Genomic DNA, 21,117 nt, shown 5'->3' with positions numbered 1-21,117 from the left:
TCAGATCCCTTCCCGGACGATCAGTACGGCGGTGCTCCGACCGGAGTCGTACTGCTTGAGGAACGCCTCGACGGAGTCCTCGGGGCGCTCGTTGTCCAGCACGGTCCACGGAAGGCCGAAGACGTCGAGCAGTCGGGTGAGTTCGCGCCCGATGACGTCGTGCTCGACCGCGTCCGTGCCGTCATGACCCCGCCAGCTGACGACGAGCGGCAGATGGACGTCGTAGATGAGGTTGAACGAGGTGAGGACGTTGAGCGAGTAGCCGAGACCGGAGTTCTGCATGAGAACCACGGGCTTGGCCCCTGCCACGGCGAGACCGGAAGCCACACCTAGGGCGCTGTCCTCACGCGGCGCGGGTATGTACGTCGCCGGACAGTCGGGGTGCTCGAGCAACCGGAAAAGCCCCTTGAGCAGGGAACACGGTACACCGGTGAAGTGTGAATACCCGCGGATTGCGAAGGCGTTGAGCAAAGTCTCGGCGACTTTATCCCGGGATCCTGCCGCCAATGAAGATTCAGGCAGCACGCATGACCTTTCTTTTACGAAGCACGCGGACGTGATGACGCCCGGCGAGGAGCGTCTTCCCTGCTCCCGGCGATGTGGATCATGCATGACCTGCAAGTGGACCCGCAATTACATTCCAGAATTCGGACACTGGAATTCTATGGAATTTAGTAGACATGTCGCATATTCGGCGACCTTATGGGTCACCGTTAAAATCGGCCGCCCCCGGGCTGTAATGGCCGAATATCGATGTTTGAACTGCGGCGTCGCGGCGCCGCAATCGCAAATGTCGGACGCCGCTCGCGGCATGCATGGCGGAGCGGGCTGAACCAGCGAGCTGCGGCCCCTTCATCGCGCGGTCTGTCGCGCTCGGGTATCGCCGAGCAAGCCCCACGACGGCGGTCGAGCGGTACCTCACCGGTGCGGGCGCCGCGCAGTCCTCTGTGTGCATCTTGCGGATCTCTCGCTCACGATGTGGGCGGGGAGGTTGGCCCACGCGCGCCGACCGGTCCGGCGGCTCTACTCAGCGGGGGCTGATCAAGAGCATGAGGACCTCTCGCCCGCCGCGAACGCGCTGTCGCCGAGGACTGGCGGGGTGAGATCGATGGACTCGACCTCACCCTCGCCTTCCTGAGAGGCAAGCGCGAGCAGGCCCGTCGCTTTGCCCGGGCGGCCCGGTCTCCGTCGGGCTACCTGTGTTTCCTCATCAGAATCCACAGAATCCACAGGTCACAGCAGGGTGATCAGGAGAAGTGGAGACCAGCAGTGCGGTCTGCGGGAAGACCTGTGGGTCAGGCCACCGTTATAGAACATCGGCGAGGCGGTCTACCTGGTTCGCGTCGAGGCCGTAGCAGTAGAGCATGACCTCGTCGGCGCCGAGGTCGGCGAAGCCGGTGATCGCATCGCGGATCTCAGTCGGCGTGGTGAGCATTCCGGCCACCATCCGGTCGGCCATGCCGGTGAAGGTGTAGTACGCGTGCATGTTGGCCTGGGCGTCGTGGACCACGTCTTCAGGGCCGAGCGCAACGTTGACCTGCGCGACGATGCGCGGTTCGCCGTCGCGGTCGTACTCCTTCCAGAACTTGCGGGCGGTGTCGAACAGGCCGCCTGCCCAGGAGAGCGCCGCGGCGGCGAGGAAGCCGTCACCCCAGCGCGCGACGCGTTCGATCGCAGCCGGCTGGAAGCCTCCGAAGAGCACCTCGGGGCCGCCGAGCCGGGCGGGCGCAGGACCGATGGGGCCGATGCCGTCACCGTACGGCTCGCCGGACCACAGGCGGCGCATTACCGCCATCTGCTCGTCGAGGCGTCGGCCTCGGGTGCGTTTGTCGATGCCCGTGACCTGGTGGTCGTCCTCCCGGCCGCCGATCCCCAGGCCGAGGACCAGGCGACCACCGGTCATCCGATCCAAGGTGGCGGCCTGCTTGGCGAGGAGGGCGGTGTCGCGCAGCGGGGCGAGCAGCACCTCGGTCTGGACGCGGATGCGGGAGGTGGCGCCCGCGAGGATGGCGAGCGCGACCAGGGGTTCGGGGTTGTGGTAGACGAGCCGGTCGAGCAGGCCGAGCGTGCTGAAGGGCCCGGCGTCGGCGCGCTGGGCCCAGGTGAGCAAGGTGGCAGGGTCGCCAATGGGCAGACCGATACCGACGTTCATGAAGGAGTCCTCCGAAGGGAAGGGTCGACAAAGCTGCTGCCGCCCCTCCGGCACCTCAGCGAGGTGGGACGCTCCCGCTCTGCGGCGTGCTTCTGGGGAACGTCTCGTCGAAGTGATCTCACCCTAGGGCGCGTCGGTTTGATGGGACAAGTCAATTTGGGTCGGTTCCCGCCCCCAGCAGTTGGCCGTCTGGAATTGGTCAGTGCGGAGAAGGTCCGGCGCGTAGGTGCCGTCGGCCGCGCTCGCCCGGGTCCGGTCTGCCAGCGCCTGGAGGCCGGCGAGGACCGCGGGGGCGACGCCTGCGGGGTTGGCCCGCACGGCAAGGGCGAGCAGGGAGGGGGAGGGCTGCGCCGCCGTCCGCGAGAAGGCGGTGGTCAGGACTCGTTCCCGGTGTTTCGGCGGAGTCGGACGGCGGTGACGGCCCCCAGGAGCGCGCCGACCGCGATGACGAGGAGCCCGCGGGCCCACACCTCGCCCTCGATCTGGGTGGCCAGCACCACGCAGGACAGTGCCCCCAGGACCGGGACGGCGGTCCACCCCCTGAAGTGGGGTCGTGCGGCGGGGTCGCGGCGCTGGACGAGCACCGCTGTGTTCACCAGGAAGAACACCACGAGCAGGAGCAGGACGAGGGTGGAGGCAAGGGTGGCCACGTCGCCCGTCAGGGCCAGCGTGAAGGACAGGGCGGTGGTCGCGGCGATGGACGCCCACGGAGTACGGCGTCCGGGAAGCACGCGGGTCAAGAACCTGGGGAGCAGTCCGTCGCGCGCCATGCCGTAGGCCAGGCGAGAACTCATGATCCCGGTGAGCAGGGCGCCGTTGGCCACGGCGACGAGGGCGATCGCGCTGAACAGCTTCTGCGGCACTCCGCCCGCCTCCTTCACCACCTCGAGCAAGGGACCGCTGGAAGCGGCCAGCGTGGCGGTGGGGACCGCGGCCGAGGCGACGATCCCGACGAGGACGTACACGGCGCCCGCCGTCGCCAGGGCGCCGAAGAGGGCGCGCGGATACGAGCGGCGGGGATCGCGCGTCTCCTCGGCCACGTTGACGGAGGTCTCGAAGCCGACGAACGAGTAGTACGCCAGAACCGTTCCGCTCAGCGCACCCGCGGCGGCCCCGGTGTCGGCGGTGCCGAGGCGGGTGAGCCGGCCGGGGTCGCCGTCGCCCCGCAGCAGCAACCACGCACCCAGGCCGATCACCAGCAGGAGGCCGCCCACCTCGATGACGGTGGCGATCGCGTTGGCCCGGGTGGATTCGCTGATGCCCCGCGCGTTCAGCAGGGCCAGGGCGCAGAGGAACACGGTCGCCACGGCCGCGACGGGCAGGGTGACGAAGCTCGTCAGATAGTCGCCCGCGAAGCCGCGGGCCAGCGCGGCGACGGACACGATGCCCGCGGCGAGCATGCAGAAGCCCGCCACGAAGCCGGCGAAGGGTCCGTAGGCGAGGGTCGCGTAGTGGGAGGCGCCGCCTGCCCTCGGGTACTTGGTGGCGAGCTCGGCGTAGGAGGCGGCGGTCAGGAGCGACAGCACCAGGGCGAGCAGGAGCGGCACCCACACCGCGCCGCCCGATTCCGCCGCGATCTGACCCACGAGGACGTACACCCCCGCCCCCAGCACGTCGCCGAGGATGAAGAAGTACAGCAGCGGGGTCGTCAGCGCCTTCTTGAGCGGGGCCGCCTCACCCGGAGGAGAACCGGCGGAATTCAGGTCGGTAGATCTGGCCATTGCTCCCCGGTACCCCGTGCAGCGGGATCCCAGACGACGGACGGATGCACGGTCGTCAGGTCGAGCATCGCGGCACACCACACCGTGGCCGGTATTTACAGGGGGCAGCGGTGTCCGGGAGAGAGGCGACCGCCCAGGCGCCGAGCGCACGATCCACCCGGACGGCCCCCGGATCGGCCGCATCACGCTCGCCTTCACCGCCGGACACTCCGTCGCGCTGGCCGCCACCGCGCTCGGCCGTCTGGACATCCCCGGATGGCCGGTCGAGGCGTTCATCGCCGCAAGCATCCTCGTCGGCGCGATCCACGCTGTCCGGCCGCTGTTCCCGGGCAAGGAGGCGCTGGTGGCCGGGGTCTTCGGGCTCGGCCACGGCATGGCGTTCTCCTTCGTGCTGGCTGAGATGCACCTGTCCACCGGACAGCTCGTGACCAGCCTCTTCGGCTTCAACCTCGGCATCGAACTGGTCCAGCTCCTGCTGGTCTGCCTCGCCCAGCCCTCGCCGCTGGTCCTCGCCCGTCTGCGCGTGCAGCCCAGGTCGAGGCTGACCGGCGCGGTGCTCACCGGCACGGCGGCCGTCGGCTGGCTGGCCGACCGCCTCGGCCTGCCCAACCCCGTCGCCCGGGCCGCCGACAGCGCCGGGTCCCACACGACACTGATGCTGACCGTTCTCACGGTGAGCGCGTTCGCCGCCACCACTTGGACCCTGGCCAACCGTTGGCACGCCCGGCCGGAGATACCGGAGCCCTCCATAGAGACAGCACCTGTACCGCACGATTTGAACAGGTCGGCGCAGGCCGCCGACTCGGCGGCGACGTAGAGCGCCAACCCTCAACGAGCCAGGGCCATTCGCAGAGCGGACGATTTCCAGTCGCTGGTCAGCCTGCTGTCGGGCTCTGCTGGACATCTGCGCGCACGAAGCCGTGGCTTCGTTCGACTTTCGCGACATGCAGCGTGTAGGTCTGGTACCACTGGGCTCGTCCGCGCTCTTGCCCCGCGCGGTGCTCGGCGTTGTTCCGCCACTGCGTGAGGGCGTCGGCGTCGCGGAAGTAGCTGACGGTGATACCCAACCCGCCAGGAGTCTGCGCGTGGTCCATCCCCAGGTACCCCGGGATGTCCTTCACCAGGTCTTCCAAGTGTGCGCTGGTCTCGCTGTAGTCGCTCTGGTCCTGGGTTCGCATCGTGGTGAAGACGGCCGCGTAGTAAGGGGGTTCATGGGCCTGGACGGGCACGACAGGCGCTTGCGGATGATCGCTCATGGCGCCACCGCGAGACGGGATGTGTCGCCGCGCGTACACCTCTATCTCGATCTTCATCCGCGGGTCAGCGAGACCGCACATGAGCATCGTGGCGGCGGGCTGAACGTCGCCGAAACAGCGGCGCAGGGCCGGCCAGCAGAGTTCGAAGTCCGCACGGTCGGGCAGGAGGTAGCGCACGCGCACCACGTCGGCGAAGGTGCACCCCGCCTCGGCCAGTGCGGCCTCGATGTTGCGCAGGCACTGCTCGGCCTGCTCCACCACGTCGTCGGAGATCGTCATGGTGGCGTAGTCGAATCCGGTCGTCCCGGACACGTGCACCCAGTCGCCGTCGACCACAGCACGGGCATAGCCGATCCGCTCCTCAAAGGCCGAGCCGCTGAGGATCGCGCGTCGCTCTGTCATGCGCCGAACGCTAAAAGACCAGCACTGATACGTCTAATACGGCCACACGCATGATCTGATATCTCTGAGCGTATGGAGCGCCCCGAACTCCCCCTACCGCAGCTGCACGCCTTCGTCGTGCTCGCAGAGGAACTCCACTTCGGACACGCGGCCGCCCGCCTGGGTATCGCCCAGCCGCCGCTGAGCCAGCAGATCCGCCGCCTGGAGGACAAGGTCGGCCACGCGCTGTTCACTCGCGCCCCAGGGCATGTCGCCCTGACCCCGGCCGGCAGCGAACTACTGCCCGTCGCCCGGCGGGTGCTCACCGATCTCGCGGCCGGCCTGGTCACAGCCCGGGCCGTCGGCAGTGGCCAGGCCGGCCGCCTACGGATCGGCTTCGCCGCCTCCCTCGCCCTGACGGTCCTACCCGGCATGCTGCGCACCTTCCGCCACCAGTTTCCCGGCGTGCACCTGGACATCCGCGAGATGACCAGCGCTCCGCAGATCGCTGCCCTGCACGACAAGTCCATCGACATCGGTCTGCTGCGTGAACCGCCCGCCGACGAGACAGAGCTCGGCTTCAGGACGGTGCTCAGCGAGCCTTTCGTGGCCGTGCTGCCGTCCACCCATCCTTCGGCCGCCCAACGGACCGTACATCTTGCACAGTTGGCGGACTCACCCTTCGTGCTGCTGCCCCGCACTGCCGGCCCGACACTGCACGATCAGATCATCGGCCTGTGCACCGCAGCAGGGTTCGCACCACAGATAGTCCAGCACGCGGTGGAGTGGCAAACCGTGTGCGCCCTCGTGGAAACAGGTCTGGGCGTCTCCCTGGCTCCGGCGAGCATCCGACGCATCCGCCTCAAAGGCGTCGCCTTCCGCAGGATCGAACCCCACACCGCCCGCACACGAGTAGCCGTCGCCTGGCGCAAGAACGACCACAATCCCCTGGTCGCCCACTTGCTGGCGACCGTCAGCCAAGATCGGCCGGACAGTCCCTAGTGGCTGAGGGTGTGGGTGTGGATCGTTGGGCGGCCAGGGCGGCGCGGCCGGTCTCGGTGGGTTCGACCATGGCGCACGAGTCATTCTTCGCGGCCGGGATGGTGCTCGTTCATGCCGGGAGCCGACGGATTCAACGCATGCGGGCCAAGGAACTCGCATCGGAAGGACCGCCTACCGAACCAGGCAGGGGCGCCTACTGTCGAACTTCCAGTCAGGAATGAGGTATTGCATCGTGAGGGCGTCGTCCCGGGCCCCCAACCCCTTTTCCTGGTAGAGCTCGTGGGCCGCGAGAAGCCGGTCCATGTCGAGCTGGACGCCCAGCCCCGGCGCGTCCGGGACCGCGATCTCGCCACCGGTGATGAGCGGTGGGGCGGTGGTGAGGCGTTCCAGCCCTTCCTGCCAAATCCAGTGGGTGTCCAGGGCGTTGTACTCGCCGGGGGCCGCGGCGCCGCAGTGGGTCACCATGGCCAGGGAGATGTCGAAGTGGTTGTTGGAGTGGCAGCCCCAGGTCAGTCCCATCGCGTTGCACAGCTGCGCCACCCGGACAGAGCCCTGCATGGTCCAGAAGTGTGGGTCGGCCAGCGGGATGGAGACCGACTGGAGGGTCAGGGCGTGGGTCATCTGACGCCAGTCGGTGGCGATCATGTTGGTCGCGGTGGGAAGGCCGGTGGCGCGGCGGAACTCGGCGAGGATCTCCCGTCCGGAGTAGCCGTCCTCGGCTCCGCAGGGGTCCTCGGCGTAGGCGAGCGTGCCGACGAGCGGCCGGCACAGCTCGATCGCCTCGCTCAGTGACCACGCGCCGTTCGGGTCGAGGGTGATGCGGGCCTCGGGGAAGCGGTCCTTGAGGGCTCGTACGGCCGCGACCTCCTCGGCACCGCTGAGGACGCCCCCCTTGAGCTTGAAGTCCCGGAATCCGTAGTGGTCGTAGACCGCCTCCGCCTGACGGACGACCGCCTCGGGTGTCAGGGCCTCCTCGTGCCGGACCCGGTACCACTCGACGGGGGAGTCGGATTCCCGGACGTAGTCCAGGTCGGTCCGGTCGGGGTTACCCACGTAGAAGAGGTAGCCCAGCACCCGTACGGAGTCCCGTTGTTGCCCGTCGCCCAGGAGCGCCGCGACGGGCACGTCGAGGTGCTGCCCGAGCAGGTCGAGCAGGGCGGACTCGATGGCGGTGACCGTGTGGACGGTGGTGCGCAGGTCGAAGGTCTGGGCGCCCCGTCCGCCGGCGTCGCGGTCGGCGAACCGGTCGCCGATTTCGCGCAGGACGCGCTTGTAGTCACCCACCTTCGCCCCGACGACCAGCGGTTCGGCGTCGCGCAGCGTCTGCGTGATCTTCTCTCCGCCGGGTACTTCGCCCAGTCCGGTGCGTCCCTCGGAGTCGGTGAGGACGACGATGTTGCGGGTGAAGTAGGGGCCGTGGGCGCCGGAGAGGTTCAGCGCCATGCTGTCCCGGCCTGCGACCGGGTAGACGGAGAACGCCGTGACGGTCGGCTGTCCGATACTCATCGGGGGTGTCCTTCTGCGAGTGAGACGGTGCGGGTGATCAGAGGTTTCCGGTTCGGGGGTTTCCGGTTCGGGGGTTTCCGGTTCGGGGGTTTCCGGTTCGGGGGTTTCCGGTTCAGAGGTTGAGGATGTCGAGGGCCCACTCGGCTGCCAGGACGCCGCCCAGGCCGAGAACGGCGAGCACCGTCGTGTAGGTGGTGCGGACCTTGATCGCCTCGACGACGGAGAGGTTGAAGTACTCCTTGAACAGCCAGAATCCAGGGTCGTTGACGTGGGAGCACGCGATGGAACCGCAGGCGACGGCGAGCACCATGATCTCCGGGTGGACCCCGCTGCCCGCCAGGAGCGGCAGTACCACGCCGGAGGCCGTGACGACGGCGACCGTCGCCGAGCCGAGCGCGATACGGAGGATGACGGCGACGAGCCAGGCAAGGATGATCGGCGAGATGGACCAGCCGTCCGTGGCGTCCTTGATGTAGTCGGAGATCCCGCCTTCGACGAGCACGTTCTTGAAGGCCCCGCCGGCGCCGATCACCAGGAGGATCATGGCCATCGCCTTGGCCGCTGAGGTGCAGGAGGCGCTGACGTCGTCCAGGCTGCGGCCGATCCGCGGTCCGAACGCCCACGCCGCCAGGCAGAGGGTCAGCAGCAGCGCGATCGGGGCCGAGCCGATGAAGGCGACGGTGTGCAGGAGGGGACTCTCGGTGGAGGTGGCCATGTCGGTCACGGCGGCGGCCACGATCAGCACCACGGGGAAGAGCGCCACGAACAGCGACCAGCCCAGCCCGGGCATCTCCTCGTCGGTGAACTCGCGCTCGCTGACCAGTCCCGAGGGGATGGACGGGTTCATCGCCTTGATGAACGGAAGACGAGGCCAGGTCAGGGCAATGAGCGCCCCGGCGGGAACGGCTATGAACAGGCCGTAGAACAAGGTGAGCCCGACGGAGGCGTGGAAGGTCGCGGCGACCGCGGTGGGGCCGGGGTGCGGCGGCAGGAAGCTGTGCATGGTGGACAGGGCGATGGACATCGGCAGGCCGACCCACAGCAGCTTCGTTCCGGTAACCCTGACCAGGGTGAAGGCGATGGGCACCACGATGACGAACGCGACCTCGTAGAACATGGTCACGCCGATCAGCATGGACGTGACCACCATGGCCACCTGAACCCCACGGGGGCCGAAAGCGTCCAGGAGCCTGCCGGCTATGCGCTGGGCGGCGCCCGAGTCACCCATGATGCGGCCGACCATGGCACCGAGTCCGATGGTGAGCATGGTGTCGCCGATCTGGCCCCCGATGCCTTCGGAGAGGACGTCCGGGATGGTCGCCACGGGGATTCCCCGGACCAGGGCGACGCCGACCGCCACGAGCAGGAGGGCCGCGAAGCCGTTGACCTTCAGCTTGGTCATGAGGAACAGCAGGATCAGAACACTGATCCCGACGACGAGTATGGGCATGACAGTTCCCCTTTGAACTGTTGGCTGCACTGTTGGCTGGCAGTCGGACGCTCAGTCGGCTCAGGGCGGCCCGATCGGCGTACGGCCAGATCGGCCAGAACGGCTAGAACGGCCAGAACGGCCAGAACGGCCAGAACGGCCGCACGTCTCGGCAGGCAGAGGGCACTGGCGCGTGGCAGAGCCGGGGCGGGTGCGAGAGGTGACCGGGTTCGTCAAGCGGGTCGTCGTACGGCGCCGACCAGGCTCAGACCGTGGTCCAGCACCTTCTCCAGATCGGCGAGGTCGACCGGGCCAGGGTCGGTGAGCGGGGCGCGCACCGGGCCGACCGGGAGGCCGCGCAGCCGGGCGGCGGCCTTGACCAGGGAGACGGCGTAACCCGGCACTCGGTCGCGCAGTTCGACCAGCGGGACGTAGAACTCGCGCAGGAGTGTGGTCACGCCCGCGTCGTCCCCGTCCCGCAGAGCGGTGAAGAAGGCGTTCGCGATCTCGGGTGCGAAGGCGTGGACGGCCGACGAGTAGGCGGGCACGCCGACGGTGGCGTAGGCACGGGCCTGGATCTCGGCGGTAGAGGCGCCGTTGAAGAAGAGGAAGCCGTCGGGCGCGGCCAGCGTGAGGCGCTGGAGCCGGTCGAGGTCGCTGTGGCCGTCCTTCAGGCCGATGACGGTGGGGATGTCCGCGATCCGGCGCAGACTGTCGGCGGTGAAGGCGACCTGGCCGCGCTGGTACGCGATGAGTGGCAGCCGGGTGCCGTCGGCGATGTGGCGCAGCTGCTGCACCAGGCCGTCCTGTGGGGCGCCGACCAGGTAGTGGGGGAGTACCAGCGCGGCGTCCGCACCGGCTTCCTCCGCGATACGGGCGAAGCGCAGCGCCTGTGCCCAGCCGTAGCCGATGCCCGCGACCACTGGCAGCCGCCCGTCGGCGATCTCGACCGTGGTCCGTACGACAGCCCGGTATTCGTCCTCGTCCAGCGAGAAGAACTCCCCGGTCCCGCAGGCCGGGAACACCGCGCCGGGTGCGCTGTCCAGCCGGTCGGCCAGGTAGGCCCGGTAGGCGTCCAGGTCGAGGCGGCCGTCGTCCCGGAAGCTCGTGAGGGGGAAGGACAGTACCCCGCTCGCCATGCCCTCGCGGAGCCGCTGGACGACCCCTGCGACCCCTGCTGCCTCGGTGCTGGTTGCTGTCATGCCTGCCGCCTGTCCCTGTATGCAGATGCTGTCTATGTATGCAGATGGAGGCTAGAACCATGAACGCGATGGGTCAATGGGTGCGCGGACACGAAGAGACCCGGATCTACGATGAGCGCATGTCGGAGACGAGAGGCGTTCGCGGGGTGAAGTCAGCGGCCCGGACCGTCGTGCTGCTGGAACTCCTCGCCGAACGGGGTGAGCAGCCCTCGCGGTTGGATCAGCTCGCGGAGGAGCTGGGTGTGCCACGCAGCAGCATGTACCAGCTGCTCCAGACCCTCGTCGAACACGGCTGGGTCCGCACCGATGCCACCGGCTCCCTCTACGGCATCGGCATCCGCGCACTGCTCACCGGCACCAGCTACCTCGACGGCGACCGGCGCATCCGCCTGGTCCGCCCGTACCTCGACGAGGCGTCGGACGCGCTCGGCGAGACGATCCACATGGCACGACTCGACGGCACCGACGTCGTCTACCTCGCCACCCGCGAGTCCCACGAGTACCTGCGCACCATCAGCCGGGTCGGCCGTCGCGTCCCGGCCCATGCGGGCGCACTGGGCAAGGCGTTGCTCGCCGAGCGCGCCGACGACGAACTGCCCTTCGCGGACGGGCCGTTGACCACCCTCACGGAGAACACGCACACCGACCGTGCCGCCCTGCTCGCCGACCTCTCCCAGGTGCGCGAGCGCGGCTACTCCACCGACCGCGAGGAGACGGTGCCCGGTATCGCCGGCTTCGGCTTCGCCCTGCGGTACGACACACCGGCCACCGACGCCATCAGCTGCTCGGTGCCGGTGGCCCGGCTGACCAAGGAACACGAGGCCCGCATCATCTCCGTGATGCAGGAGATACGGGCGAAGATCGAAACCCGCCTGCCGCCCGTCTCCGGCGTGCCCGACTGGCGCTGAGGCCGCGAGCACACGTCCGGTTCTTGGTCATTGAACCGCCGGCGTCCCACCCACCGGACACTCACCCGCAGTCCTTTGCAGCCGAAGGGGCCGGTCCGACAACGGGCAGGAAGTCGAGCAGGGCCGTGCAGGTCAGGGTGCAGGCCGGCCTGACGTTCGTCGGCTTCCTTCCGCCATGGACCGGATCACGTAGTCGCGATCACCCTTTGCGGGCGCACTCGTCGTGGAGCTCGGCGAAGGCGTCCGGTCCCTGGCGCGTATCCGGGTGCGCGTATCTGTGGGCACGCACGCAACTGCCTGAGGAGATCAGCTAGTTCCGTTGACGTGCGTCAGATGCTCTCCGCACGTTCCAGCGAATGTTGTGCACTTTCTTGACGGCAGTAACTCAAGAGCCTAACTTCAGGGTGTCCTTCCCCGCTCAAGGGAGAGCGCGATGCCCCCGGCCCCCACCGCGTCAGAACGCACCCGTCAACTTCGCCCTGTCGCCCTCTCCGGCATGCTCGGCACCGCCGTCGAGTTCTACGACTTCCTCGTCTACGGCACCGTCGTCGCGTTCTTCCCCGGCGCCGACACCGCCGGTGTCGGGGTTTCGGTCCCCCCGAGCACCCCGCGCGTAGCGCAGGGCATCGCCAACGGGGGTGAGTGGGGGCGCGACCCTGATGGTCGTGGAGCACGCGGGGGAGGGTCGCCGCGGTCCGTGGTCGAGCTTCACCCGGGTAGCAGCCCGGCTCGGCTCCCTGATCTCCGCCACCGTCGTCATAGCCCTGGTCTCCACTCTTCCCAAGGCCCAGTTCGTGCCCTGGGGCTGGCGCGTGCTGTTCCTGATGAGCTTCCTGCTGCTCGGCGTCGGCCTGTTCGTCCGCCTCAAGGTGGTAGAGAGTCCACTGTTCGCCGAGGTGAAGAAGCACCGCGTGGAGTCGAGGCTCGCCATCCTCGACTTCTTGCGCGGCCCGAAGCCCGTGCTGCTGGCCTGCTGCGTGGGCATCGGCGCCGTAACCGCCCAGTCCCTGCTGGCCCCTATCCGATCGGGTACGCCACCGGCATCGGCCGTCCCCGCCCGTAGGCGCTCACCGTCTCTGCCCCACGGCATCCCCCAGTCGCTGATGTGCGGCCCGCTGGGCGCTCCGTTCCCTGCTCTGCATCTCGCTGATCACCGCGCTAACGGTGTGGTTCGTCCGCGAGACCAGCCGTACCTCACTCGCCGAAAAGCCCCCGCCCCCGAACCCGCCATCACCCCCCCCCCACACAGAGGAGATCACCGCATGAGGCACCGCACCCGCATCGCCTGCACGGCGGCCCTGCTGCTCACCCTCACCACCGCACCCGCCGCCACGGCGGCCGACGCGGGCACCACCCATGTGGACGGCCAACTCCCCTCCGGGGCCACGTACATGATGGACGTTCCCACCACATGGAACGGCACCGTCCTCCTCTTCAGCCACGGCTACAACGCAGGCCCGGCCAACCCCGCCCAGGATGCCCCGGACGCCGCCACCAAGGCGCTTCTCCTCCAGCGGGGTTACGCCCTCATCGGCTCCTCGTACGCCAGCACCGGCTGGGCGGTGACGGACGCGGTTCCCGACCAGATGGCCACCCTGACCGCCTTCACCGACCGCTTCGGCCAGGCCTCCCGCACCATCGCGTGGGGACGGTCGTACGGCGGCCTGGTCACCACGGCGATAGCCGAGCGCCACCCGGACCGGATCGACGGCTCGCTCTCCATGTGCGGCCTGGTCCACGGCGGCGTCGCCAACTGGAACAACACCCTGGACCCGGTGTTCGCCCTCAAGACGCTCCTGGGTTCCGACGTCCCCCTGGTGAACCTCCCGACCCAGCAGGCGGCCACCGACGCGGCGAACACCCTCACCGCCAAGGTCGACTCCGCCCAGTCGACGGCAGAGGGCCGGGCCCGTATCGCGCTGGCCGCGGCCCTGCACAACATCCCGGTCTGGAACGCGCCCACCCAGACCCGCCCCGCCGCGACCGACTGGGACGCCCAGCAGGCCAACCAGTACGACGCCGTCAAGGGCCTGCTGAAGATCGCCGCCTTCAACCGGCGCCAGGAGGCCGAGGTCCGGGCGGGCGGCAACATGTCCTGGAACACCGGCATCGACTACGCCCGCCTGCTCGGGAAGTCCTCCGTCCGCAAGGAGGTCACCGAGCTCTACAAGAAGGCCGGCCTCTCCCTGCGCAAGGACCTGGCGGCCCTCAACGGCGCCCCACGCATCAAGGCCGATCGGAACGCCGTCGCCTGGATGAGCACCACCAGCAGTTTCACCGGCAAGCTGGCCAAGCCCCAGCTCTCCATCCACACCATCGGCGACCCCCTGGTCCCCGTCCAGACCGAGAGCGCCCTGCGCCGCGCGGTGACGGCCGCCGGCTCCGCCCCCCTTCTTCGCCAGGCCTACGTCGACAACGCCGGCCACTGCACCTTCAGCCCCGCCGAACAACTGGCCGCCCTCCACACCCTGGAGGACCGCCTGACCACCGGCAGCTGGCAGGGCACCGACCCGGCGTCCCTCAACGCCCGCGCCACAGCGGCCGACCCCACCACCCCCGCCCGCTACATCGCGTACCGTCCCACCCCCTACCTCCGCCCCTACGACCTTGCCCACCCCGCCGACCGCCGGTGACCTCGTACGACTGCCTTTGCCGCACGGTCGGGAGGCCGAGGGCATCCTGGACACCCGGGTGTGAATGAGCCGGTGGGCATGGGGAAGCACCCGGCGGGACAGGGGGAGTGTTCCCGCCGGGGGAGGCTGTGGGCGACGGGTGTCAGCTCCAGGCGTTGAAGCTGATGCCGGACGGCTTGGCCTTGTTCAGGGTGCTGCGGAAGTGGTCGTCCTTGTCCTGCAGGGGGAAGTTGGCCTTGTCCCAGCTGGAGCCCTCCAGCGCGTTCCAAGCCGTAGCGCTCGGCCTCTGGTGGGTGCCGGGCTGCGACCCTCGGCGATCACGGGCCATATTCCGTGCGCCCGATACGAACCCCGCCCCTACGATCACCTGGTACGACTGCTGGAGGGGCGGGAATGCTTGAGGACATCGAGGCCGGGACGGCGGCGGCTACGCGGCTCGCGGGAGGTGCGCCGCTGCACAGCACGCTCGATGTCGCCGACCCGGATGACTGGCTCCTGCTGGACGCGGCAGTACGTGAGGTGGCCTGGTACCGCCCGGAGTTCTTGCCGGGGTGGGAGCACTCCGCCCCACTGCCCGCCGACCTGACTGAGCTCGGCGAGTCCCGGCTCGCACTCGCCCTGTGCCACCGCGACGGGCGGATCCGACAGCAGGCGCTGCGCCAGTCGGTCCGATACCCCGGCCTGCTGCCGTTGGTCGTGATCCGCTGCACCGACTGGGTCGAGCCGGTGCGCGAGGACGCCCGGCGGCTGCTGCGCGAGGCTCTGAACGTGGACTGCGCCCTCGGCCTCGCGCCGCTCATCCTCCGCGTCGGCCGCCGCGACAGAGGCACTTTCGGCGTCGATGTGCTCGGCCACATCCTGCGGCAGGCATCCCACGGGCAACTCGCCGTTCTCTTCGCTGCCCCCGACCGCATCGTCCGGCGGTTCGCCTACCGGCTGGCCATCGAAGGCCGACTGCTCCGTCCCGCCGAGCTGGCCCGCGCGGCCGCCCGCGACCAGGACACCGTGGTCCAGGACCTGTGTGCCACAGCGGCGCTCAAGGCTCTGGAGGATGAGGATGCCTACGAGGATGTGCTGCCTCCACTGCTGTCCGCCCGCAACCCACGTGTCCGTTCGGCCGGCGTCACCGCGCTGAGACGGGCGGGGCGGGCAGAGCAGGCGGAGCCGTTTCTCAGCGACCGTTCCGCGCTCGTGCGTGCTTGCGCCCGGTACGTCGTACGACAACACGGTGGTGACCCGGCGGCCTGGTACCGGCAGCGGTGCACGGCAGCGGACGATCCGGAGTTGCCACCCGGTGCGGTCATCGGGCTGGCCGAGTGCGGCAACCGCGCGGACGCCGGGCTGCTGCGACCGCTGCTCGTGCACCGGGCGGCCGGGGTGCGGGCGCGAGCGGTGGCAGGCCTGCGGGCGCTGGACTGCGCGGATACGCAGCAGTTGACGCCGCTCCTCGACGATCCTGCCGCCGGGGTCGTCCGCGAGACCACCGCCGCCTTGCTGCCCTCGGCCAAGGAACTGCCCGCCGACTGGCTGTTGGAGCGCATCAGTACCGATCGGCCGCGGCACGTCCGGGTCGGCGCGTTCCGGCTGCTCGACGCGCGCGGCGGCACCGTGGCGCTACGGGCGGCAGTCAGTCTGCTCGAGGACGCGGATATCAAGCTGCGCACCTGGGCCGCGCAATCAGTGCAGCGCTGACACCCGTCGGCAGACGGGCGGCGCGGGGATACGGAGGTGGGCGAGCTGCTCGACCGGAGCCGACACCTTCTGGCCAGGTCGAGGGACACGCGACCAGAGCCAAGCTCCTCAGACGCAGGGGCTTGGGCCGGGCCAACCTCGACCTCCTCCGCCGACGCCTCCTTCACGGCGCGTGACCCCATCCTCGGGCGAGCAAGCGGGCGCGGAATCGGGACGCTGTCATCTAGCTGGCGCGCCGGTGCCTGTCCCGGTAAGTTAGCGATCTTCGGGCGTGCCAACTCCCGGAGTCCTCAAAGGCGAACGTCCATGATGAACCCGGACCGATCCCGCGCCCGACTTCGCCTCGATGCCGCAATGGCCGGCCTGGCAGTCACCTTTCGGGGGATGACCGCCCATCCCGACGAGCACAACTGCCACTGCCACTGGGGCAGTGCGGAAGATCTGGCCCAGCTCAAGGTGGCGGACACAGAGCTGGACCCCGACCTCCTTCGACGCACATGGGAGGCCATCGACTGGAGCGACCACGCATCCGTCCTCCGCAGGATCCTGCCCCAGTTCGCCACGGCCCTCGTCCGCGGACTCATCGAGCCCCTCTTCGGTATGGAAAAAGTGGGGCGCTCGTTCGCACTCGGCCACTGGCAGCAGTGGCCCGCTGGACAGGCCGCGGCAGTCGAGGAATTCCTGCACGCCTGGTGGGCGCACACGCTCACCGATCCGGATCCCGCCGTACCCGCGCATGAGGTCCTCATACTGACCGCCGAGGCATCCGGCACGCTGAGCCCGTGGCTCCACACCTGGGAAGCACTGACCGGACCCGCGGCCGACCAACACCTGGCCGAAGCGGCGACCCAGTGGGAGTACGACCTGCTCGGAGACCAACTGCCCTGGCACGCCTGGGAGAACGGCGAAGAGATGCGCGCCGAGCTGACTGCCTGGCTGGTTCACCATGCTCCACCACGGCTACGCGCCATCGGCGTATCCGAAGAACTCCTCCACCGGATACGCCTGCTCGGCGTCACCGGCCCGGACCGCTGGGAGGACCCGCACTGGCCCGGCCACCGCTACTGATTCCGCCGAACGCCCGATGCCCCCGACTGAGGGGCGGTCTGGCAGCTTGAGCCGGCAGCGGCTCCCGCGAGGCGCGGTGGTGTTCGGCCTTTTCCGGGGGGATCAGATGGACGCCAACCAGACTGCCGCGTCGTCGGGGTGGCGGAAGCGGATGGTGTGCAGGGGTGCGAAGCGGGGATCGCACACACGACGTTCGACTTCGCGGCGGCGTGTCCCGTGGTGCGACCAGGCCCACCACACCGGATGTTCCCGGCTCAGCCAGCCCGCCCAGGTTTCCGTGTTGCCGCCGAAGATGACCTCGCGGGTGATGGTGCGCCGCAGAGACCGTCGCATCACTCGGGGCATGATGACGCGCTTCGAGTAGTCCAGCCAGATCACGGTGTCGGCCCGGTCCCACAACAGGTCGCGCACTTCCGGATATCCGAGAGAGTCGAAGATCCAACGAGGCTGGGCCGCAAGGCTCGCCACGTCTTCGGACAGCCTGTCGTTGACCGCCCAGTCGGGGCCGTTGAAATACAGCGCGTCCATCTCGTGGTAAGGCAGGTTCAGGCGCTCGCCCACGGTCTGGGCGAGTGTGGATTTGCCCGCGCCGGTGACACCCGCCACCAAGATTCGTTCCACACCAGCACCCTAACCCGGTGCTCCGCGAGGCAGTTCCTGGGCTGGTCACACTGGCCGCCGCCTGTCACCACCTGATTCAACGGACCGCCGGGTCCGCACGTCCCTGGCGGCGGCAGCGGTGGCTGAGGCCTTCGGCGAGACAGGCCTGCAATCACTGGTTCGGGAATGCGCCACGTTGTTCAGAGTGGATGCCGGTCGCTGTCGGATGCTGAGGGCCCGGCTCAGCGCATGACCGGACCTTCAGCGGGTTGCACCGTTACCCGGGCTGGCTGATGCGTGGGGTTTCAGCAGCCGTAGTTGACCAGGTCGAACGACTCGTAGTGGTCGGCCGTGTAGTAGTCCTCCTGGGTTTCCTCACCGGTGACGATGCGGCGTGCACCGCGCGTGGAGGAGCCCGGCGTGATCACGGTGTACTCGTGGTAGTAGCCAGACGACTGGCTGGGTAGGACGCCTTCCCGGTTCTGGAAGATGGTGCCGTCCTGCGAGTACGGGTACGGGCCGCCCTGCTCGATCAGGTCGAGGGTCTCGTGCGCCTGGGAGGGCAGGGCGCTGTAGCAGATGCTGCCGACCGCGGCGGCCGCCGGGGGCGCCGTGGCGACGGTTCCGCCGACGAGGAGGGCGGACAGGACGGCCGCTGCGGCGCCGATGCGGGTGATTCGTGGGGGGAATCTCATGCGTTCATGATGACGCGCGTAGACGGTGGCATGTCAATGACAACTCTGGGGATTTTCCCGTCAGGTCCGATGAGTTTTCCGTTAGTTAACGTGGAGAGCGGTCACTCCACGAAGCCTGCACCTTCGATGAGTTCGGACGACAAGCTCGGCAACGAAATCGTCGGCGGACGCGTCACCGCCTCCGCGCGGACGAAGGAGACCTGGACGGACTACAGCCACCGGTCCGGCATCACGATGGCCGGCGCGAACTACGGTCTGCCGCACGCCAGGGCGGGCAACTCCGGTCGTACGAAGCTGGATTCGGCGTGGTTCCCCGGGGCCGCGCTAGGTCTGGCGTCCACGACGACCAATGGCACTGACACCGGATTCATCAGTGAGTCGGCGGGCACGCTGAATTCCATGACCACTGGGGGGAGTCCTATTACTGCCTCACCGACGCCACCGGCAACGTGCTGGGACTGGTGGATGACGCGAGCAAGCGCACCCGCACCTACGCCTACAACCCCGCTGGCCTGTCCCGCGGCACACCGCTGAACCACTCCCGCAGCCGTACCGCCACAACTGCGCGGACGCCCCGTCAGGACGCAACCGGCCAGGGACGTTTGCGGCCATCGGATCTCTCTTCCGGCACCCCTGACCTGCGGGGAAAGTAGTTCCTGACACCGGGCGCCACACCCGCGAACACCCCTCACAGCTGTACCTGCAGGGCAGCTGTCCGGGCCAGGGACGTGCGTTCGCCCACTCGATTTCCGTGCCGCAGGAGAGACCATGAAGCTGAGCAACGTCATTCGCCGCACCTCCGCCACACTGGCCGTCGGGGCGATGTCCCTGGGGCTGGTCACCGTCGCCGGCGGGGCCGCGCAGGCCGTTGCCTCGTGCACCGGGAACGTGTCGATCTACGGCACGCTGTCGGACGGCCGGCTGACGTACTCGCAGATCGAGCCGAACACCGGCGACCGCGTGAAGACGCTCGTCGGCCCGAACCTCGGTTTCACACCGAAGGCGATGGCGACGCTCAACTTCAACACGGTACTGGTCACTTCGACGGCCGGTGACCTCTACCGCGTCGACATCCAGACCAACAACACCGCCCTCGCGCTCGCCGGAGTCACCAAGATCTGGGACGGCGGCTGGACTTTCGACAAGCTGGTCTACGACGGCGCGGGCCACCTCTACGGCACGGTCGACGGGCAGCTTCACCAGTACCTGGTGTCGCAGGACAAGCCTTCCGGGTCGGCCCACATAGGCCAGCATGTCGTGATCGACACGGGCTTCGTCCTCAAGACGCTGGCCGCCGCGGGCGACGACCGCATCATCGCCTCCACCTCGGACGGACGCCTGCTCAGCTACAAGATCAACGGCGTGAACGACTGGGACCGCGCGGTGCTGAAGTCGAGCGGCTGGGCGGCGGTCGACTCGCTGTCCTCCCCCGGCGGGGGCCTCTACTACGGCCGCACCAACGGCGGCATGTACTGGTACCACGACTCCGACCCCACCGACGCGGACGGCTCCGACATCGCGTACCACCCGAGCGACCCGGTGGACGCCTCCGGCTGGACGCAGAGCCTGCTGTCGGCGTACGCGGACAACTGCGCCTACGTGCCGCCGGCCCCGCCGCACTCCGTGCAGGGCGGCACGATCTACCGCAGCGAGGTCATGACCCGGGCCAAGGACTGGTACAACCGCAACATCCAGTACAGCCAGAGCGCTTACGCCACCGACATCGAGGGCGACGACACCTACCGCACCGACTGCTCCGGCTTCGTCTCCATGGCCTGGCACCTCACCTCCTCGCTGACGACGCAGACCCTCGACAACGCCGCCGCGCAGATCTCCAAGGCCGACCTCCGGCCCGGCGACGCGCTGAACTCCAGCAGCGAGGGGCACGCGGTCCTCTTCGCGGGCTGGAAGGACCAGGACGCCGGCACCTTCTACTACTACTCCGAGGGCAGCCCGGACTCGGACATGAACTACCGGTCCGCGAACGCCTACAGCGGCACCATCGACAGCCACCCGGCCTCGGCGTACGTGGCCCTGCGCTACAACAAGATCGCCTGACGCCCCGTCCCCACCCCGCCGTCCCCGAGGGCCCCGCCGACACCGGCGGGGCCCTTTCGGCATGCGCGCATGCCCGGCCCAGGGGCGGGGCGGCGCCGTACGGGCTGACGATGGCCATCAACGGCATGGTCTACAAGATCCGCATCGGGATCTCCTCCCGCGACCTGCCGGCCCGTTTCGGCCCGTAGCAGTCGGCGTACACCCGCTTCCGCCGTTGCGCCCTGGACGGCGTGTCCACCCGAGCCCTGCAGCAGATCCAGGCCCATGCGGACGCGACCGGCGACACCACGTGGCTCGTGCAGATCGACTCCACCATCGTTCGCGCCCACCAGCACGCCGCCGCCACCGGCCGAAAAGGGAACAGCAGCGGGCGGACGAACCGGACGATCACGCGCTCGGCCGATCCCGAGGCGGACTGACCACCAAAATCCATCGCGCCTGCGACGGCAAAGGACGCTCGCCATCCTCCTGACACCGGGCCAACGCCACGACAGCATCTGCGCACGCCCTCTGCTGGAACGGATCCGCGTCCCCCCGCATCGCCCTGGGCCGACCGCGCCGCAAGCCTGACCGGGTCGTTGCAGACAAGGCCTACAGTTCACGCGGCTTCCGTGCCTACCTGCGTAAACGCGGCGTCGCGCACGTCATCCCCGAGAAAGCCGACCAGCGACGGCACCGACACAACCGAGGCCGCCGGGGCGGCAGACCGCCAGAGTTCGACCGGGAGACCTACCGCCGACGCGACATGATCGAGCGCTGCTTCAACCGGCTCAAAGGCTTCCGCGGCATCGCCACCAGACATGAAAAGACCGCT

At 68.9% G+C, this 21,117-nt stretch carries 18 protein-coding genes and 2 pseudogenes; 10 read left to right on the top strand and 10 right to left on the bottom strand.

What is annotated here, in order from left to right:
- The 3 genes from ACZ56U_RS36735 to ACZ56U_RS36725 form a co-directional block, all read right to left on the bottom strand.
- On the bottom strand, positions 1-612 hold the full coding sequence (locus ACZ56U_RS36735; protein ID WP_469088274.1) for a thiamine pyrophosphate-binding protein: 612 nt from the start codon (positions 610-612) through the stop codon (positions 1-3).
- 694 nt (positions 613-1,306) lie between these two features.
- Entirely contained in the window at positions 1,307-2,152 is an 846-nt protein-coding gene (locus ACZ56U_RS36730; protein WP_469088273.1) for an LLM class flavin-dependent oxidoreductase, read from the bottom strand.
- A gap of 374 nt (positions 2,153-2,526) precedes the next feature.
- Positions 2,527-3,873, bottom strand: a complete 1,347-nt coding sequence (locus ACZ56U_RS36725) for an APC family permease (protein ID WP_469088272.1) — start codon at positions 3,871-3,873, stop codon at positions 2,527-2,529.
- A gap of 16 nt (positions 3,874-3,889) precedes the next feature.
- On the opposite strand from ACZ56U_RS36725, the gene ACZ56U_RS36720 reads away from it, so the two are divergent.
- Positions 3,890-4,690 (top strand): HupE/UreJ family protein, encoded by an 801-nt coding sequence (locus ACZ56U_RS36720; RefSeq protein ID WP_469088271.1) that lies wholly within the window; start codon positions 3,890-3,892, stop codon positions 4,688-4,690.
- 58 nt (positions 4,691-4,748) lie between these two features.
- Here ACZ56U_RS36720 and ACZ56U_RS36715 read toward each other — a convergent pair whose 3' ends face one another.
- Positions 4,749-5,531, bottom strand: coding sequence for a Rid family hydrolase (locus tag ACZ56U_RS36715; protein WP_469088270.1), 783 nt, complete (start codon positions 5,529-5,531; stop codon positions 4,749-4,751).
- Positions 5,532-5,603: 72 nt separating this feature from the next.
- Here ACZ56U_RS36715 and ACZ56U_RS36710 point away from each other — a divergent pair, with 72 nt between their 5' ends.
- On the top strand, positions 5,604-6,512 hold the full coding sequence (locus ACZ56U_RS36710) for a LysR family transcriptional regulator (RefSeq protein ID WP_469088269.1): 909 nt from the start codon (positions 5,604-5,606) through the stop codon (positions 6,510-6,512).
- A gap of 171 nt (positions 6,513-6,683) precedes the next feature.
- Here ACZ56U_RS36710 and ACZ56U_RS36705 read toward each other — a convergent pair whose 3' ends face one another.
- The 3 genes from ACZ56U_RS36705 to ACZ56U_RS36695 form a co-directional block, all read right to left on the bottom strand.
- Positions 6,684-8,012, bottom strand: a complete 1,329-nt coding sequence (locus tag ACZ56U_RS36705) for an enolase C-terminal domain-like protein (RefSeq protein ID WP_469088295.1) — start codon at positions 8,010-8,012, stop codon at positions 6,684-6,686.
- Positions 8,013-8,130: 118 nt separating this feature from the next.
- Positions 8,131-9,468 carry a gluconate:H+ symporter gene (locus ACZ56U_RS36700; RefSeq protein ID WP_469088268.1) on the bottom strand — a complete coding sequence of 446 codons (1,338 nt, stop codon included), beginning with the start codon at positions 9,466-9,468 and terminating at the stop codon, positions 8,131-8,133.
- A 212-nt stretch (positions 9,469-9,680) separates the two neighbouring features.
- Positions 9,681-10,649 (bottom strand): 5-dehydro-4-deoxyglucarate dehydratase, encoded by a 969-nt coding sequence (locus ACZ56U_RS36695; RefSeq protein WP_469088267.1) that lies wholly within the window; start codon positions 10,647-10,649, stop codon positions 9,681-9,683.
- 119 nt (positions 10,650-10,768) lie between these two features.
- Here ACZ56U_RS36695 and ACZ56U_RS36690 point away from each other — a divergent pair, with 119 nt between their 5' ends.
- The 3 genes and pseudogenes from ACZ56U_RS36690 to ACZ56U_RS36680 all read left to right on the top strand — a co-directional run bounded on the left by ACZ56U_RS36690 (position 10,769) and on the right by ACZ56U_RS36680 (position 14,190).
- Complete coding sequence (locus ACZ56U_RS36690) at positions 10,769-11,557, top strand: IclR family transcriptional regulator (RefSeq protein ID WP_469088266.1); 789 nt, start codon at positions 10,769-10,771, stop codon at positions 11,555-11,557.
- A 433-nt stretch (positions 11,558-11,990) separates the two neighbouring features.
- Positions 11,991-12,617 (top strand): annotated as a pseudogene (locus ACZ56U_RS36685) (MFS transporter); the annotation flags it as partial.
- 202 nt (positions 12,618-12,819) lie between these two features.
- Positions 12,820-14,190 (top strand): alpha/beta hydrolase family protein, encoded by a 1,371-nt coding sequence (locus ACZ56U_RS36680; RefSeq protein WP_469088265.1) that lies wholly within the window; start codon positions 12,820-12,822, stop codon positions 14,188-14,190.
- 142 nt (positions 14,191-14,332) lie between these two features.
- Here ACZ56U_RS36680 and ACZ56U_RS36675 read toward each other — a convergent pair whose 3' ends face one another.
- A complete protein-coding gene (locus tag ACZ56U_RS36675) occupies positions 14,333-14,518 on the bottom strand; it encodes a hypothetical protein (protein WP_469088264.1) in 186 nt (61 codons plus the stop codon).
- A gap of 65 nt (positions 14,519-14,583) precedes the next feature.
- Here ACZ56U_RS36675 and ACZ56U_RS36670 point away from each other — a divergent pair, with 65 nt between their 5' ends.
- Positions 14,584-15,882, top strand: coding sequence for a hypothetical protein (locus tag ACZ56U_RS36670; protein ID WP_469088263.1), 1,299 nt, complete (start codon positions 14,584-14,586; stop codon positions 15,880-15,882).
- A gap of 384 nt (positions 15,883-16,266) precedes the next feature.
- Positions 16,267-16,950, top strand: a complete 684-nt coding sequence (locus ACZ56U_RS36665) for a hypothetical protein (RefSeq protein WP_469088262.1) — start codon at positions 16,267-16,269, stop codon at positions 16,948-16,950.
- A gap of 102 nt (positions 16,951-17,052) precedes the next feature.
- On the opposite strand, the gene ACZ56U_RS36660 is transcribed toward ACZ56U_RS36665, so the two are convergent.
- The gene (locus tag ACZ56U_RS36660) at positions 17,053-17,571 is read right to left on the bottom strand and encodes a P-loop NTPase family protein (RefSeq protein WP_469088261.1); all 519 of its coding nucleotides are present in this window, start codon (positions 17,569-17,571) and stop codon (positions 17,053-17,055) included.
- Between the two features lie 284 nt (positions 17,572-17,855).
- Complete coding sequence (locus tag ACZ56U_RS36655) at positions 17,856-18,245, bottom strand: guanyl-specific ribonuclease (protein ID WP_469088260.1); 390 nt, start codon at positions 18,243-18,245, stop codon at positions 17,856-17,858.
- 768 nt (positions 18,246-19,013) lie between these two features.
- On the opposite strand from ACZ56U_RS36655, the gene ACZ56U_RS36650 reads away from it, so the two are divergent.
- The 3 genes and pseudogenes from ACZ56U_RS36650 to ACZ56U_RS36640 form a co-directional block, all read left to right on the top strand.
- Positions 19,014-20,303 carry a tachylectin-related carbohydrate-binding protein gene (locus tag ACZ56U_RS36650; RefSeq protein ID WP_469088259.1) on the top strand — a complete coding sequence of 430 codons (1,290 nt, stop codon included), beginning with the start codon at positions 19,014-19,016 and terminating at the stop codon, positions 20,301-20,303.
- A gap of 230 nt (positions 20,304-20,533) precedes the next feature.
- Positions 20,534-20,722 (top strand): hypothetical protein, encoded by a 189-nt coding sequence (locus ACZ56U_RS36645; protein WP_469088258.1) that lies wholly within the window; start codon positions 20,534-20,536, stop codon positions 20,720-20,722.
- Positions 20,723-20,841: 119 nt separating this feature from the next.
- A pseudogene (locus ACZ56U_RS36640) lies at positions 20,842-21,072 on the top strand (transposase); the annotation flags it as partial.
- Between the last annotated feature and the right edge of the window lie 45 nt (positions 21,073-21,117).

Source organism: Streptomyces sp. NPDC034103 (genome assembly GCF_055575395.1).
This window is presented reverse-complemented; position numbering and strand designations above follow the sequence as displayed.

What these genes read in the sequence shown, in the direction of transcription:
- ACZ56U_RS36700 (WP_469088268.1), bottom strand. Translation starts at nt 9,468, where the DNA reads ATGCCCATACTCGTCGTCGGGATCAGTGTTCTGATCCTGCTGTTCCTC.
- ACZ56U_RS36695 (WP_469088267.1), bottom strand. Translation starts at nt 10,649, where the DNA reads ATGACAGCAACCAGCACCGAGGCAGCAGGGGTCGCAGGGGTCGTCCAG.
- ACZ56U_RS36650 (WP_469088259.1), top strand. Translation starts at nt 19,014, where the DNA reads ATGAAGCTGAGCAACGTCATTCGCCGCACCTCCGCCACACTGGCCGTC.
- ACZ56U_RS36715 (WP_469088270.1), bottom strand. Translation starts at nt 5,531, where the DNA reads ATGACAGAGCGACGCGCGATCCTCAGCGGCTCGGCCTTTGAGGAGCGG.
- ACZ56U_RS36725 (WP_469088272.1), bottom strand. Translation starts at nt 3,873, where the DNA reads ATGGCCAGATCTACCGACCTGAATTCCGCCGGTTCTCCTCCGGGTGAG.
- ACZ56U_RS36670 (WP_469088263.1), top strand. Translation starts at nt 14,584, where the DNA reads ATGCTTGAGGACATCGAGGCCGGGACGGCGGCGGCTACGCGGCTCGCG.
- ACZ56U_RS36680 (WP_469088265.1), top strand. Translation starts at nt 12,820, where the DNA reads ATGAGGCACCGCACCCGCATCGCCTGCACGGCGGCCCTGCTGCTCACC.
- ACZ56U_RS36735 (WP_469088274.1), bottom strand. Translation starts at nt 612, where the DNA reads ATGCATGATCCACATCGCCGGGAGCAGGGAAGACGCTCCTCGCCGGGC.
- ACZ56U_RS36730 (WP_469088273.1), bottom strand. Translation starts at nt 2,152, where the DNA reads ATGAACGTCGGTATCGGTCTGCCCATTGGCGACCCTGCCACCTTGCTC.
- ACZ56U_RS36710 (WP_469088269.1), top strand. Translation starts at nt 5,604, where the DNA reads ATGGAGCGCCCCGAACTCCCCCTACCGCAGCTGCACGCCTTCGTCGTG.
- ACZ56U_RS36655 (WP_469088260.1), bottom strand. Translation starts at nt 18,245, where the DNA reads ATGAGATTCCCCCCACGAATCACCCGCATCGGCGCCGCAGCGGCCGTC.
- ACZ56U_RS36690 (WP_469088266.1), top strand. Translation starts at nt 10,769, where the DNA reads ATGTCGGAGACGAGAGGCGTTCGCGGGGTGAAGTCAGCGGCCCGGACC.
- ACZ56U_RS36665 (WP_469088262.1), top strand. Translation starts at nt 16,267, where the DNA reads ATGACCGCCCATCCCGACGAGCACAACTGCCACTGCCACTGGGGCAGT.
- ACZ56U_RS36675 (WP_469088264.1), bottom strand. Translation starts at nt 14,518, where the DNA reads ATGGCCCGTGATCGCCGAGGGTCGCAGCCCGGCACCCACCAGAGGCCG.